Here is a 13,810-nt window from a genome sequence, read left to right on the forward strand (position 1 = left end):
ACGGACCTCGATTTTAGGAACTTCGCGCAGCACCTGCTCGGTGCGTGACGCAATCCGTTACGACTGGGAGGGTTCCGGCTCGGTCAGGGTTTCAATGATGGTCTGCAGCAAGACGGGCGCTGTCACAGGCTTGTGCAGCATCCGCAAGCCGGCTGCGTGGGCTTGTTGCAAACGATCCTGGGCGACATCGCCACTGATGAGCAGTGCGGGCAATCCAGGGTATTTGACGCGGAGTTGCTGAATGGCTTGCAGGCCACTGTCGTCGCCGCGAAGCCGGAAATCCGCCAGCACGATGTCTGGTGGCGTGGTGCTGGCCATCAGCAACGCAGCTTCCGTGCCATCGGCAAGCAAAGGTGTGCAGCCCATGGTGCGCAGCAGCGTTTGCATGGCCAGCCGAATGTCGGCTTCGTCATCCACGACCAGCACATTCAGTTCAGGCAAAGCCGATGGCAGCTCTGGTTCGTGGTACATGCGCGGCAAGCGCGCTTCGTCGCCCGCAGGCAGAGAGAGAACGACCCGGGTGCCCAGGCCGGGTTCTGACCACAATTCCATGTCGATCTGCAGCAGCGAGCACAGGCGCTTGACAATCGACAGGCCCAACCCCAGCCCCTTGCGTTGATCCCGCTCGGGATTGCTGACCTGAAAGAACTCCTCGAAGACATGCTGTTGCATGGCATGCGGGATGCCGCAGCCCTCATCCTTGATGGCCATGACCACCCGGTCGCCCTGTCGCTGGACGCTCACCGCAATGGTGCCGTGCTGGCTGTACTTGAAGGCGTTGTCCAGCAGATTGCGAATCACACGCCCCAGCAGCAACTTGTCACTGTCGATGCACAGGCTGTCGTCGCACTGAACCGTAAAACGCAATCCTCGGCTGTGCGCCTCGGTCGCATATTCCTGCGTCATGGGGCGCAAGACCTCGCTCAGTCGCAGCGTTTGCCGCCGTGCTTCCACAATCCCTGCATCGAGTTTGGACAGATCCAGCAAGCCGGAGAGTTGCTCACCCAGGTTGCGGATGGTGCGATCCATGTGTTGCGCGATCTCGCGCGCCGACGCTGGCAGCTCGGTGCTCTGCTGTAGGGCGGCACTGAATAACGTTAGCGTGTGCAGGGGTTGCCGGAGATCGTGACTGGCCGATGCCAGGAAGCGTGTCTTGGCCGCGTTGGCTTCCTCGGCTGTTTGCAAGGCCATGCGCAACTGCTCGTTGAGTTGCATCTGGGCGTTGCGCATGGCCACGGACTCGGACAATGAGCGGTATTGGTCGCGCGCCAGCCCGCTTTGCACGATCAGGAACGCCAGGCAAAGGAAGGACATGGTTGCGTCGATCCACCATACGGCGCCGGTGTGCGGCGACAACGCCCAACTGAGCGTCAGGCCCAGCATCACGGGGTAGGCGAAGGCGTTGTAGATGCGCGGATGCCCGTTGGTGGTGCCGATGGCGCCAGCGGTGATTCCGGACAGCAGGATGGACACGATGGCACGCTGCAAGTCGGTCATCGTGTAAAAAAACAGCACCGCGGAGCCCTGTGCCACACCGTTGACGCCGCTGAGCCAAATGGCTGTCCGCATGCGCGCGGCATGACTCATGACACGGGAGGGCAGGCTTGGCAGCACCGACCACCGCACGACCTGCATGCCGACGACAGTTGCGGTCCAGATCACTAAGGCCGGGTGCGGCACCTGATGCCAGGTGATGGCCAGCACGAAGAGTGCCGCCAAGCCGACAGGCCAAGGCACCTTGTGCGCCTGTCGTGCGATCAATTCCAGCACCTCGACTTCGGCATTCAGGGGGGCGCGATGCGCGGGCACCTGAAAGCGAGCGGGCTCGTGAGGTGTGGAAGTGGGCATGGACTTCACAACGTGGTGCGCTCAGACCCTAAGGCGCCAAACAGATTCAGTTCGTGTGCGCGGTACATGGCCTGCGCGCGATTTTGTACACCCAGCACCTGATAAACCGCCCACAAGTGCGCCTTGATCGTGCCTTCGGCCAAACCGAGGTCGGCGGCAATGACCTTGTTGGACTTGCCCTGAAGCAAGCCGCGCAACACGGCCCGCTGCCGTTCACTGAGTGGCTCAATGGGCGAGTTGGGCGGTGGCGGGGTATCTGCGGGCCTGACCAGCATGGCTTCGGGGGGCAGGTAGACCCCATGCGCCAAGACCAATTGCAGGGCCTGGATGGTCACATTGACATCGGTGCGCTTGGGCACATAGCCCGAGGCGCCTTGCTGAATCGCCGAACGAATCGTGACGGGCGACTCATCGCCCGAGATGATGACCACGGCTGCGGACTCGTAATGCGCCTTCATGCGCAAGAGACCATCCAGTCCCTCTGTGCCTGGCAGGTGCAGATCCATCAGCACCAGATCAAAACGGTCTGGGGCATGGGTCAAGGCATCGTCCAAGGACGAGGTCTGCGTCAGGCAGGCCTGAGGCGCCAGTCGCTTCAGCAGGCTGCACAGCCCCTCGCGAAACAGCGGGTGGTCATCAACAATCAGGACGCGCAGGCTGGGATTCATGTCGACATGTTAGCGACGGTTCGGTGAGGGGGTAAACCATCGTTTAAGGGAATTGAGGCCTTGGTTGATTGCATTCACGAATATTTCGCACAAAAATCAATGCTCCTATCATCAAAGGCAGCTGCTCAGGGTCTCTATCGCCCGTGCGTCGTGTGGCGCACGGGCGATTTGTTTTCCTGGGGCTATGTTGGCGCCTCTTGCCCGACAATCCCCTCATGAGCATTGGTGAATTCGACCTCATTGAGACCTTTTTCCGGCGCCCTCCAGGCGTCGGCCCGCACCGTTCGGTGGTGGGCAATGGCGACGATTGCGCCGTCATCGCCCCCGCGCCGGGCATGCAATTGGCCATCTCCACCGACACGCTGGTGGAGGGGCGCCACTTCTTGTCGACCGTCAGCCCGGCACGATTGGGGCACAAGGCGCTGGCCGTCAACCTCTCGGATCTGGCCGCCTGCGGGGCATCGCCCTTGGGTTTCACTCTGGCGTTGACCTTGCCGCGTGTCGAAGAAGCCTGGTTGCGCGGCTTTGCCAAGGGCCTGTTCGATCTGGCCGACGAGCACAATTGCGAACTCATCGGTGGCGACACCACGGCTGGTCCGCTGGCCGTTGGCATCACTGTTTTCGGTGAAGTCCCGGCGGGGCTGGCCTTGCTGCGCAGTGGCGCGCGTGCGGGGGACGATGTCTGGGTCAGTGGGCATCCCGGTGAAGCGCGGCTGGCGCTGGAGGCCTTTCGAGGCACCTTGCATCCCAGTCTGGATGCTGGTCAGTTTGACCAGGCGCGACTGGCCATGGAGCGTCCCGATCCACGCGTGGCCTTGGGTGTGGGCCTGCGCGGCGTGGCCAGTTCGGCCATCGACGTCTCGGATGGACTGCTCGGTGACCTGGGCCATGTGCTGCAACGCAGCCAAGTCGGTGCCGCCTTGTTTGTGGACGACTTTCCGGTCAGCCCCTGCTTGCAGGCGCGCTCGCGCGATGAGCAACTGGACTGCATCCTGGCTGGCGGTGACGACTATGAACTGGCCTTTACCGCACCGTCCTCGGTGCGTGAGCGCATCGAACAACTGGGCCGCAGCTTGGGGCTCTTGCTGACCCGCGTGGGGTGCATCGAGGCTGAGCCCGGCTTGCGCTTGTGGCGCGGCAGCGTGGATGCGGTGAGCGCCGTGCGTGAACCCGTGCCCAATCGCTGGACCTCGTTTGACCACTTCAAGGGAGCCGCAGCATGAGTCACGCACCGCGACACGCCACCGTCAGCATGTTGGTGCAGAACCCCGCGCATTTCATCGCGCTGGGGGCAGGCAGCGGCCTGAGCCCCAAGGCTCCCGGCACCGTGGGGACGCTGTGGGGCTGGGCCAGCTTTGTCGTCATTCAGCATGGTCTGGGGGCGGGCTTGCAGACCGATGTCATCTTGGCTGGCCTGCTGGCTGCGGGCTGGCTGGGGGGCATCTGGGCCTGCACGCACACGGCGCGCAGCCTGCATGTGGCCGATCCCGGCTCGGTGGTCTGGGACGAAATCTGGGCCTTCTGGCTGATCTTGTGGCTGATGGGGCCGGTGGACTGGGTGGGGCAGGCGCTGGCGTTTGCCGCTTTCCGTTTTTTCGATGCGGTCAAGCCGGGGCCGGTGGGCTGGGCGGACCGTTTGTTCAAGCTACGCCCGGGTGAGGCGATTGGCTGGCGCCAGGGGTTGGGCATCATGTTCGACGACCTGGTGGCCGCCTTGTGCACCTTGGTGCTGCTGGCGCTGGCGGTGGCCGTTCGCCAGGGTGGCGTCAGCGCGGGCTTGTTGAGTTGAGCAGGAGCACACCATGAGCACGGAGACCCCTTTGACCGAAGCCAGCTGGCTGGCCGAGCGTCTGCTCAGTCATGGTTGGCGGGTGGCCACGGCCGAGTCGTGCACCGGCGGGCTGATTGCGGCCACCTGCACCGAGTTGTCGGGCTCCAGCCAGTGGTTTGAGCGTGGGTTTGTCACCTACAGCAACGAGGCCAAGACGGAATTGCTGGGCGTGCCAGCTGCGTTGATCGCCGAACATGGTGCGGTCAGTCAGGCCGTGGCGCAAGCCATGGCGGTGGGGGCCTTGACCCATTCCCATGCCGACATCGCGGTGGCCGTGACCGGGGTGGCGGGCCCGACCGGCGGCACGCCCGACAAGCCCGTCGGGACGGTGTGGCTGGCGTGGGCACAGCGCAGTGGCGTGGTGCATGCCGAGTGCCTGCACCTCAGCGGCGATCGGGCAGCCATCCGTCAAGCCACGGTGGCGCATGCTTTGGCAGGCGTGCGCCTGCGTGCCACACCACTGTGAGCTTAGTGCCGAGAGTGTGCGCTCACATAGGTGGCTGCTGAGGCCAGCGTACCGACGGGAACATGCGCTCCAGGGCCGTGTCGATCACCAGTCCCCACAGGCTGTACAGCACCGAGCCCAGCAGCGCGCCCCAGAAGCTGGTGACCTGGAAGGTGTCCATCAGGCCGGATGCCATCTGAAAGGTGAGGGCGTTGATCACGAAGAGAAACAGCCCCATGCTCAACACGGTCACCGGCAAGGTCAACAGGATCAACAGAGGACGCACAAAGGCATTGAGCAGGCCAATGACCAGCGCAGCCAACATGGCTGAGCCGAAGTCCCGAACCGAAATGCCAACGTCCCATTGCGTGAGCACAACCAGGGCGCAGGCCAACAGCAACCAGCGGATGATCAGTTTCATGCGACAAGCATAGCCCAGTCGCTTGGCGGCTGCAGGCCCGCTGCGCTACAGTCGATCATCATGGTTGCAATCGAAAAATGGCCCGCCTTGTTGATCGCCCTGTTGTGCCTGGGCATGTTGCTCAGGATGGCCATGGGGCCCGTGCGTCGCGCGCGACTGGACGCCTGGTGGCGGCGTTTGGGCTCCCGCGTGCGGCCCGGCAAGCGGGTGTCGCCGGTTCGCCCCGATCTGGCGGCGCAACAGGCTCGTGAAGCGATCGAGCGGGCGCAGCGCATGAGTCGGGTGCAGCGCGAAGGCAATGTGCTCACGCCCGATGCCTTCAAGGGGCCCCGTAAGCCCCATTGAGCGGTCAGGCTGATGCGGCGGGTGGGGGCGCGCGGCGTGCCGCCACCAACTGACCGACGAGGGTGGCTGACGCAATGCCCAGTGCCAGGCAGGCCGCGGCTCCGGCAAAAATGCCCGCAGGGACATGGTGATCCATGAGCCAGCCAAACACGGGCGCCGACACGGCAAAGCCCAAATCCAGCCCGGAGTACACCGTCCCGTAGACCCGGCCCGTGGCGCCGGGGGGCGCAGCGCGCTTGATCAGCATGTCGCGTGACGGACCTGCCAGGCCCGTGCCAAAGCCGGCCAGCGCCACGCTGCCCGCAGCCACCCAGGCCGGCAGCACTTGCAAGGACGCCAGCAGCAACAAACTGGCCGCCAGCGCCATGGCCCAGCCGATGGTGCGTTCCAGCCGCTCCACCCGCGCGACCATGAAGCCACCGATCACCATGCCCACGGCGCCGCACAACATGTAGCCCGTGACCACGAAGGCGGTGGCCGCTCCTGGCAGGCCATACAGTTGTTGCAGGGCCGGACTGGCAAAGCTCTGGATGGCGCTCAGTGCCGAGGTGGTCCAGAAAAAGAACGAGAACGACAGCCACACGGCCGGTAGCGCGAGGAAGGCGAACGGGTGGGCCGTAGGCTGCCCTGCGGGGGGGCTCATGGCATGAGGCGCGTGATGGTCATTCACTGCCTCGCGCTGCCACAACAGGATGGTCAGCACCGTCAGTCCCAAGGCCGCCGTGCACAGATAGGCCAGACGCCAGTGCCCCAGGGCGCCGCTCAGCCCGATCAACACCACCGGTGCCAGGGCCCAGCCCAGGTTCCCGCTGATGCCATGCACCGAGAACGCATGACCCAGTCGGGCGGTGGATACCCGCCGGTTGAGGATGGTGAAGTCCACCGGGTGAAACGGCGCGTTGCCCAGGCCTGCCAGGATGGACGCCAGCATCAGCCCGGCATAGCTGTGCGCCGACGCTGCGGCCAGCGAGGCCCCCACAAAACAGGTGAGCGCGGCAAACAGAACGGGCCGCGCCCCCTTGCGGTCGACCAAAAAACCGGCCAGTGCCTGACCGATGCCCGACACGGCAAAAAACACCGACACCAGCAAACCCAATTGCGCGTAGCTCAGCCCGAAGTCTCGGATGAAGACCGGAAACAGCGGTGGCAGCAACATGTGATGAAAGTGCGAGGTGCCGTGGGCCAGGCCGATCAGACCGATGGTGCGGGCATCCTGCCCCGCAAGGCTGGCAGGGAAAGTGACGGGTTCGGTACGCATTAGCACACTTTACTTGCCATCACGTTATAATGCTCGGTTATCTGCAATAACCATTCGACCTCTTTCGACCCGGCTCTTGCGCACCCCTTGTCGCTGCGATGCGTCGACAAGGTGGCAGGGGGATGACCGGTGGCCTGGGGGCTCGATCCCCGTTGCTTATCTGGAGCAGCCTCATGGCCAAGGAAGAACTGATTGAAATGAATGGCGTGGTCGACGAAGTCCTGCCGGACTCGCGTTTCCGCGTCACCCTCGAAAACGGTCACCAGTTGATTGCCTACACCTCGGGCAAGATGAAAAAGCACCACATCCGCATCCTGGCGGGTGACAAGGTGTCGCTGGAGCTGTCGCCCTACGATCTGACCAAGGGCCGCATCACCTTCCGTCACATCGAGCGCAACGGCAGCTTCCAGGGTTCCGGCCCACGTCGCTGATCTGGTGCGGGTCAGGCCTTGGCGGCTTGACGCACCCGCTCAAACGGCACTCGCTCCATCAGGTAGCACAGGCAGTCCTGACGTACCACGCGGGCATCGAGTGTCAGCATGGCCGGCATCGCTGGCCGTTTCAGCCGCAGTTCCCCGTCGGCCGTGTCGAACATCGACGCGGCCACGTCCTCATTGGCCTCGTCCAAGGCTTGAAGGGGCTGCGCATGTCGCGTCTGCCCGAATGATGCCCCCGCCTGCAACTCCACAAAGTTCTTGTGATCGAGTTGGGGGTCGAAGTTCACCGCCCGATCCGGGGCGCCAAAGCCAAAGTCCACTTCCGGGGCCACCTTGACCAGCGCAAGCGTGTGGTACAGGTCCAGGTCCTGCTCACGGACCTCGTGGGGCGGGAATGCCGACAGATGCAGGCAGGCCTCTATGAACTGGGCCGCAGCGGCTTCGTTGGCCGGCACGCCGGGTTTGCCGCATTCCACCGTGACCGAAGGGCACAGCGGGCTGAAGGCCCCGGTCTGTGAGCCCGGCGGGCCCTTGAACCACACCACCGTGCGCGACATCAGCATGGCCAGGTGCAAGGTGGCGGGGTCCAGTCGGTTGACGACCCCATAGTGAGGGTTGAGGCCGGTGTTGTTGTGGATGTCGATGCTGGCGAACAGGCCGCGCTGCACCATGATGTCGTGCACCTCGGTCATGACCGCACATTCGGGCGTGCCTTCGTGTTGCACCGTGCCGGGCCACACCCGGTTGTAGTCCGGTTGCCCGTCCAGGCGTCGCACGCCCTCCTGGGCCGCCGTGACATTGCCGATCAGGATGGACAGGGCCCGCGGCAATTCACGGCCCATATGGGCCTTGAGTACCTGCTGGATGGCGACCAACCCCACATCTTCATTGCCGTGCAGCAGCACGGAGACGAACAACTCTGGCGTCCGCCGTCCCGGCAGGTGGATGAGCGTGGGGCCCGGCAGGATGCAGTGCAAATCGCGGGCGGGCGTGTCCAGAAAGCCCTCGGGCAGGGCGTGCAGGCGAGTCAGTTGAAGCGGTGCAATCGTCATGACGGAATGAGGTGAAGCCAATGGGATCACAGGGGCCACTCGTGCACGGGGGCGCCGCTGCGTTGGTGGGCCAGATAGTCAGCGGTGAGCTTGAAGAGGTCGTGATGCCGTGCATGGTGCGCCAGTTGCCAGGCGGCGCCGTTTTGCCCGGTGCGCAGACGCAGGGCCAACACGTCCAGATAGCGGTCGATGTCGGCGGCGGCAATGCCCAAGCGGTTCAAGCCTTCGCGTGCCAGCGGTAGCAGTTGGGTGAGCAGGTCTTGGGCCGACCACACCTTGCCGTCCAGCCAGGTCTGTGTGGCCTGCAGCCCTTCTCGCGCCGCAGTGTAAAAGTTGGTGCGTGCCGTGTCGAAGGGCACAAGCCGTTCGGGCGGCAAGGGTTGGGTGGCAAGCATGTGCACGGCGCCATAAAAGAAGGCGGCATTGGCCCACATGTCGATCAGGCTGGGGCCGGCTGGCATCACGCGCTGCTCCAGTCGCAAGTGGGGCTGTTGCTGCGCATCCCACCCGATCAGCAGCCGATTCCAACGCCACACCGTACCGTTGTGCAAACGCAAGTGCGCAAAGTCGTCGAGCGGCGCATTGCTGCACAAGGGCAGCAAAACGGGATAGCGAGACAGGTTGTCGTCAAACAGTTCGGTGACATCGGGGCCGACGTAGCCATGCCCGAACGTCACGCGATGCCCCGCATCGTCGTCGCCACAGGACACGGCTTGCTCGAACAGGGGGATGCGTGTCTCATGCCACAAGGCCTGACCGAACAGGAAGGGTGAGTTGGCTGAGAGCGCAATCAGGGGCCCGCTGAGGAGCGTGGCGGCGTTCAGGTAGCGATGCATGTGCTGCGCCGGCGCCTGCAGGTGGAGCTGAAACGAGGTGGTGCCCGCTTCGAGCATCACGTCGCGGTGTGTGGTGTCGAGCTGCGTCAGTCCGTCAATCTTCAGCGTCAGCGGGCGTCCACCCCGGGCCCGCAGCACCCGCTCGTTCAGCGCGCGGTAGCGACTCGCGGGCGTCATGCTGGCCAGGTTCAGGTCCACCTCACGCAACGTGGGCAAAGTCCCGATGGCCAACACCGAGCCTCCGTCTCCATGGGCCGTGTGGGCGCAGGCCGTCCAGGTCTCAGCCAGCGCTTGCGCCATGTGGCTCAGGCCCCGCTCGGTGAGGGGCTGCGGCAGACCATTGAGTTCGATGTTGAAGCGGGACAACTCCGGCACCACCAAGGGGCTGGCCAAGGCTTGGAGAAAGCGCTGGTTGCAAGGCTTGGGATAGAAGTTGCGGTCCAGCAACCACGCCTCCAGCTCGTACCCCGCCGTCATGCCGGTGCGTGCGAAGCCGCCTTGCTGAAACAACGTACGGGCCAAACGTGTTTCAGCGACCAAAGCGGATTCAAAGCGCGCTTGATCTTGTTCGGAGAAATGACAGGCGTGTATCTCTTGTCCCATGCCCCAACTCATGCAGCCGTGAGGCTTTCATGATGAACCGATTGGCTGGGGGCGTGGGCGCAGGGCGCGAGGGGCTTGATGGAGGTCAAGCGTGGTGGGTGCTGCAGCGTATTCCGTCAGCGATCAGGCTGATAGACCGCTTTGCATTGGTAAACGGGGCCGTTGTCCACACGCAGGGTGAAAAAACGCTGGCTGTCTGCTTTGGCTTGGACCGGCCAATGGGGTGTGGGGCCAAAACGTTCCAGTGTGAGGGGGGCGCCATTGTTCAGTTGGCCCAATAGCCTTTGATCTTGGGCCTCGAAAGACACCAATGGCCCAAAAGCGCGCGATGCCCTTGCCACCCGAATTGGGCGGCGGTCTGGAAAGTGCGCCGGCCAGGCTGGTCCGGAGCCATCACATTCACGAGCCATTCTTGTACGCCCATACCCATGGACTCCGATTGCTGCGTGGCCACGATCAAGCGTGAGCCATCTCGGCTTGAGCGAAAGGCGTGGATTTGCTGCAGGTAGCTGGGGTCGCCGCTCTCCGAGCATTTTTGAATCACCTGCCCCAAGCGCTAGACGACCACCTCGGTGGTCTGCTCGCCTGATTGCGATGCCGTCAGAAGGCGCCGGCAAACACGCATCCGATGGCCTGCCAGACAGACTACATCCTTGGCGGTGGGGCTGGGTGATTCGCTATGGAGTGGCTGGTAGTCGGTGCCGACACATGACGTGAGCCCACCGCCAGGGAGCGTGCCAGCCTGGACGCAGGCGATGGATGTCAAAAATGTCATGGCGATTGCCGCTCGAAGCATCATTTCGTTTTCCAGTGCCTGTTCTCAAGTCTTGCGAGATGAAACTTGCCAAAGCGGGAATGCCCAGTCACTGGGTGACGAGCAAAACGGCGGAATGATTTTGATTTGTGCTGTCGAGGTCGATGAGCGCATCTATCCCCGTCGCCAACCGAATCTTTATCAGCGCTGCTGCGGGTCAGTTTCAGATCCATCGCACTCAGCGTCTCGGGGTGGCAATGGTCAGCGTATGCGTAGCGGCGGAGCGCCGGCTGACTTCGAAACTGTTCCTATTGAATTCGCACGAATTCCCCAGATTCAATCAGCTGGAATTTGGGCTTTCCTCCTCCGCCGCTACATAGGTATGCCGCATCAAATGAGCAAGCTTCGTTGAGTTGGCCTGTCACGGTATCATTTTTGATGGCGATGTATGCTCCCCTTATTGGATCTCTGTTATTGGCCCGCTCCATATCATCCACTCTAACCAGTAGCACATCTCCCATTGGCGGGAAAATTAAAAAGACTGGGTGCAGATTATGTTGAATCGGGTTGTTGTAATCCTTGGACTCATTGTCTGCCCCGCCTGCCTGGTAGGCGTGGCTGCCAATGATCCGGGTTAGCTTGTCTTGGCTTTCGCTGGATGCGACATGAGGGAAATACAAGGGGGCACACTTCGACGTGGCCTGCGGCACTTGCTTGATGGTTTGAATTTTTGGTGCACATAGAGTCATATAGCTGGAGACACTAAATGGCAGCGGCGAAACATTCAGTCCATTTGTGATGGGGTTTTTTTTGTATTGTGTGCTTGTGCTGACATTTGTGGCGCGTGTGAAGCTGTGGAATAAGAATCCTCCATGAATGGCGATAAGTTGACGCTCGTTTACTAAGAAGCTTTGGCCCAAGTTGTTGCAGTCGCTCATCCTTGGGTCTGCTTGGTATAGCTTGGTTGATGCTTGCAGCTTAAAACCGAACTGATTGACCAAAAAGGCGCTGATGCTTGGCTCGTCTTCTCCTGATTTCAGGAGGGACTGAAAGGCACCTCCTGGGTGGTACGGCGAATGCCTAAGCTGGGTAATGCATCTTGGAGAGATGGGGGTGGCGCCGTCAAGGATTTGAAGTATTTTAGAAGGGGGGGATATGGGTGCGCTCATTGACTCGTAGTTTGCACTTCGGTCATGAAGCCATAAGCCGTCAATGGTGTCTGCCGCACAGGTGCATATATTGAATATGCAGAGCGACGCAATGAGTAATAGGTCTCTGATGTTCATCTTGTGGCTTTAGTGCGACGAGTTGTATGTGTTGTGGCGAAAAATGTTCATTTCCCCTGCTCTGCGATGGATCAGCCCGGGCACTCCGCCGTTTGTGATATTTTCAAACTCGTTGCAGCAGCCTGAATAGTCGAGTGTATTGAGTTTTGAGAGCAGCTTGGGGCATTTTTTGAAGCTGCCCATGTTGTATATTAGGCTTACAAGTGCGTCATATTCATGCTGAAAGAGAGGGGCTTGCACTCGACTTTTGATGATTTGTTCCGAAGTTTGAACATCTTGTATCAGCATAGAGTCTGCGGTGTTTTGAGTAATGCCGTGTCGGAATTCATTGAAGTAGTCGTCATCTTGGATGGATGCACAACTTTTTCTTGCAATCAAATGCCCCCAGCCGATGGTGCAAAAGTGAGCGGAATCATCGTAAGGAATCAGGCGACACTTTTCATAGCCTTTTATGAATTCAATGCCCATTTTCGAAATTGACAGTGCATTGACAGGTTTTCTCTCTTCAGATATCTGGCTCTTTGATCTGACAGGTGCATGGCCAATGCCGCCGCCGCATGCCACCAAAGCTAATCGGCCATCGCGCTTTGCGATATGGATCATCATGTCACCGTCGGCGACTGCCTGCGTCGCTGCGTAGTAGCGCGACGCTTTGTATCTCTCGTCGTAACTTCGGACGTCAACATGAACCCAACTCGTTGCACCCTGCGCCGTCGTTTCCAGGGATAGCATGTTTTTTTCTGGCCAACCCATCTGGGCACCCAATCTTCTGACAAAGATTTTCTTCCGTATTTCGTCAAGATCTCCCCCGGAGCATCTCGTAGGATTCGAGCCTCTCCTGAACTGCAAGTCGAGCGCATTCCCCATATGGTTTGTTGAAGTGCGCTGTTTGGACGTGAGGTGTCCATTTCTATAGCCTGCATTGTTGTGCCAACACCGATACCCGGACGACAGGGTGAGTAGTGAAAAGCCCAAATCCAAATCTTTTGCCCGTGTATAAAACATCGCGGCACGAAGGCTCCAAAATAGTGCGCGATGAATGCCGGGATGTTCTACCCCGTTGATGGGGGTGGTCCGATTTTTGTCCGCGAAAATGCCGACAGACGATGAGTCTTTGTGCCCGTTGCCGAATCCACTGCATTTCCCGCAGGGGCACTTCATGGCGTTGATGTGTACGGGATATTTGAGAAGAAAATCATCAAGAGCGAGAAGCAATGACCCGCACACCTTGCCTGTAGGGGCCGCGCCCATGTAGTCGGTTTGAAATTGTTTTACTGCTTCTTGAGTTGTCTCTGTAAACTCGTCGAGTGGACTGGGCGAAGATATGATTCCGCCAAATCCAGCCAGCCGGATATTTAACTCTTCTACTAACGGTCCGGTGTCACCGAGTTGGATGCATGCGCCTTGGCACGTCATCGATGCGACGGTTTTCGGTGTGCCGTTTTCGCCTCGCTCGCTCTTTAAATGAATGGTTGGGCTAGATGGTGAACGCCCGCTGATGGCTCTCGTGTGAGAGGGTGTTTTTAGTGTCTGGCCCGGGAAAATCGTCGCGTTTGTTTTGATGTTGTTGAGAGCCGCCAGCTCATCGGCCGTCGTTCCGGTTTTTTCTGCAATTTGACTGAGTGTGTCGCCTTTTTTTATCGTGTATGTCTTTCGCTGATAAAGACCTGGCGTACCTTTGTCTTCGGTCAGGGATGCATTTTCAAGTATCTTGCTGCTGGCTAACTTGACGGAGAAATTTTCAGTCCAAGGGGTGATTTCTCGGATTTTTTTCATGCCGTGCCCCACGAACCGCTCAACCTCTACCGTGAAAGGTTTCCCGATTTTGGCTTGGAATTCATGAATTCTGCCCTCGGCGTCTGTTGTGCCTTGGGAAATTATTTTGCTTCCGGCTGTTACGTGATAGCGTAGTCCACCGATGGTTCGGCCAATTGCGTCTAGGAGTTTAAGACGGATATTGCTCAGCGCACTCTCTTCGGGTTCGTCTTGCAAGGGGGGCATGGGTCAGGCTCGTGTGGTCATGTTT

General features: G+C 60.6%; 13 protein-coding genes. 5 read left to right on the plus strand and 8 right to left on the minus strand.

The window, feature by feature from the left end; translation table 11 throughout:
* Positions 1-57: 57 nt before the first annotated feature.
* Both ACOYNB_RS00695 and ACOYNB_RS00700 read right to left on the minus strand, forming a co-directional pair.
* Positions 58-1,848 carry a hybrid sensor histidine kinase/response regulator gene (locus ACOYNB_RS00695; RefSeq protein WP_422837190.1) on the minus strand — a complete coding sequence of 597 codons (1,791 nt, stop codon included), beginning with the start codon at positions 1,846-1,848 and terminating at the stop codon, positions 58-60.
* 5 nt (positions 1,849-1,853) lie between these two features.
* A complete protein-coding gene (locus tag ACOYNB_RS00700; protein ID WP_422837191.1) occupies positions 1,854-2,516 on the minus strand; it encodes a response regulator in 663 nt (220 codons plus the stop codon).
* 221 nt (positions 2,517-2,737) lie between these two features.
* Between ACOYNB_RS00700 and thiL the strand changes: the two genes are divergently transcribed.
* From thiL to ACOYNB_RS00715, 3 genes are read left to right on the plus strand one after another with little or no spacing between them, the layout of a single operon-like run.
* Positions 2,738-3,739 carry a thiamine-phosphate kinase gene (thiL, locus tag ACOYNB_RS00705; protein ID WP_422837442.1) on the plus strand — a complete coding sequence of 334 codons (1,002 nt, stop codon included), beginning with the start codon at positions 2,738-2,740 and terminating at the stop codon, positions 3,737-3,739.
* On the plus strand, positions 3,736-4,305 hold the full coding sequence (locus ACOYNB_RS00710; protein ID WP_422837193.1) for a phosphatidylglycerophosphatase A: 570 nt from the start codon (positions 3,736-3,738) through the stop codon (positions 4,303-4,305). Before thiL ends, ACOYNB_RS00710 begins: the two co-directional genes overlap by 4 nt.
* Before the next feature lie 13 nt (positions 4,306-4,318).
* A complete protein-coding gene (locus tag ACOYNB_RS00715; RefSeq protein ID WP_422837194.1) occupies positions 4,319-4,813 on the plus strand; it encodes a CinA family protein in 495 nt (164 codons plus the stop codon).
* A gap of 22 nt (positions 4,814-4,835) precedes the next feature.
* On the opposite strand, the gene ACOYNB_RS00720 is transcribed toward ACOYNB_RS00715, so the two are convergent.
* Positions 4,836-5,213 (minus strand): phage holin family protein, encoded by a 378-nt coding sequence (locus tag ACOYNB_RS00720; protein ID WP_374257964.1) that lies wholly within the window; start codon positions 5,211-5,213, stop codon positions 4,836-4,838.
* A gap of 60 nt (positions 5,214-5,273) precedes the next feature.
* On the opposite strand from ACOYNB_RS00720, the gene ACOYNB_RS00725 reads away from it, so the two are divergent.
* Positions 5,274-5,558: a hypothetical protein gene (locus ACOYNB_RS00725; protein WP_422837195.1), complete on the plus strand. Its 285-nt coding sequence runs from the start codon at positions 5,274-5,276 to the stop codon at positions 5,556-5,558.
* A gap of 4 nt (positions 5,559-5,562) precedes the next feature.
* On the opposite strand, the gene ACOYNB_RS00730 is transcribed toward ACOYNB_RS00725, so the two are convergent.
* Entirely contained in the window at positions 5,563-6,816 is a 1,254-nt protein-coding gene (locus ACOYNB_RS00730; RefSeq protein WP_422837196.1) for an MFS transporter, read from the minus strand.
* 173 nt (positions 6,817-6,989) lie between these two features.
* Between ACOYNB_RS00730 and infA the strand changes: the two genes are divergently transcribed.
* Positions 6,990-7,247: a translation initiation factor IF-1 gene (infA, locus tag ACOYNB_RS00735; protein WP_374257959.1), complete on the plus strand. Its 258-nt coding sequence runs from the start codon at positions 6,990-6,992 to the stop codon at positions 7,245-7,247.
* An 11-nt stretch (positions 7,248-7,258) separates the two neighbouring features.
* Here the strand turns inward: infA and ACOYNB_RS00740 are convergent, their stop codons facing one another.
* The 4 genes from ACOYNB_RS00740 to ACOYNB_RS00755 all read right to left on the minus strand — a co-directional run bounded on the left by ACOYNB_RS00740 (position 7,259) and on the right by ACOYNB_RS00755 (position 13,785).
* Positions 7,259-8,305, minus strand: coding sequence for a M14 family metallopeptidase (locus ACOYNB_RS00740; protein ID WP_422837197.1), 1,047 nt, complete (start codon positions 8,303-8,305; stop codon positions 7,259-7,261).
* A gap of 26 nt (positions 8,306-8,331) precedes the next feature.
* A complete protein-coding gene (locus tag ACOYNB_RS00745) occupies positions 8,332-9,744 on the minus strand; it encodes a hypothetical protein (protein ID WP_422837198.1) in 1,413 nt (470 codons plus the stop codon).
* 1,062 nt (positions 9,745-10,806) lie between these two features.
* Positions 10,807-11,784, minus strand: coding sequence for a hypothetical protein (locus ACOYNB_RS00750; protein ID WP_422837199.1), 978 nt, complete (start codon positions 11,782-11,784; stop codon positions 10,807-10,809).
* A 9-nt stretch (positions 11,785-11,793) separates the two neighbouring features.
* Positions 11,794-13,785 (minus strand): glycoside hydrolase family protein, encoded by a 1,992-nt coding sequence (locus ACOYNB_RS00755; protein ID WP_422837200.1) that lies wholly within the window; start codon positions 13,783-13,785, stop codon positions 11,794-11,796.
* Between the last annotated feature and the right edge of the window lie 25 nt (positions 13,786-13,810).

Source organism: Aquabacterium sp. (assembly GCF_049317225.1).
In the GTDB taxonomy this organism is placed as follows: Bacteria; Pseudomonadota; Gammaproteobacteria; order Burkholderiales; family Burkholderiaceae_C; genus Aquabacterium.

Coding starts and splice junctions, on each gene's coding strand:
- ACOYNB_RS00755 (WP_422837200.1), bottom strand. CDS start 13,785: ATGCCCCCCTTGCAAGACGAACCCGAAGAGAGTGCGCTGAGCAATATC.
- ACOYNB_RS00695 (WP_422837190.1), bottom strand. CDS start 1,848: ATGCCCACTTCCACACCTCACGAGCCCGCTCGCTTTCAGGTGCCCGCG.
- ACOYNB_RS00720 (WP_374257964.1), bottom strand. CDS start 5,213: ATGAAACTGATCATCCGCTGGTTGCTGTTGGCCTGCGCCCTGGTTGTG.
- ACOYNB_RS00725 (WP_422837195.1), top strand. CDS start 5,274: ATGGTTGCAATCGAAAAATGGCCCGCCTTGTTGATCGCCCTGTTGTGC.
- infA (WP_374257959.1), top strand. CDS start 6,990: ATGGCCAAGGAAGAACTGATTGAAATGAATGGCGTGGTCGACGAAGTC.
- ACOYNB_RS00715 (WP_422837194.1), top strand. CDS start 4,319: ATGAGCACGGAGACCCCTTTGACCGAAGCCAGCTGGCTGGCCGAGCGT.
- ACOYNB_RS00710 (WP_422837193.1), top strand. CDS start 3,736: ATGAGTCACGCACCGCGACACGCCACCGTCAGCATGTTGGTGCAGAAC.
- ACOYNB_RS00700 (WP_422837191.1), bottom strand. CDS start 2,516: ATGAATCCCAGCCTGCGCGTCCTGATTGTTGATGACCACCCGCTGTTT.
- ACOYNB_RS00750 (WP_422837199.1), bottom strand. CDS start 11,784: ATGAACATCAGAGACCTATTACTCATTGCGTCGCTCTGCATATTCAAT.
- ACOYNB_RS00740 (WP_422837197.1), bottom strand. CDS start 8,305: ATGACGATTGCACCGCTTCAACTGACTCGCCTGCACGCCCTGCCCGAG.
- ACOYNB_RS00745 (WP_422837198.1), bottom strand. CDS start 9,744: ATGGGACAAGAGATACACGCCTGTCATTTCTCCGAACAAGATCAAGCG.
- ACOYNB_RS00730 (WP_422837196.1), bottom strand. CDS start 6,816: ATGCGTACCGAACCCGTCACTTTCCCTGCCAGCCTTGCGGGGCAGGAT.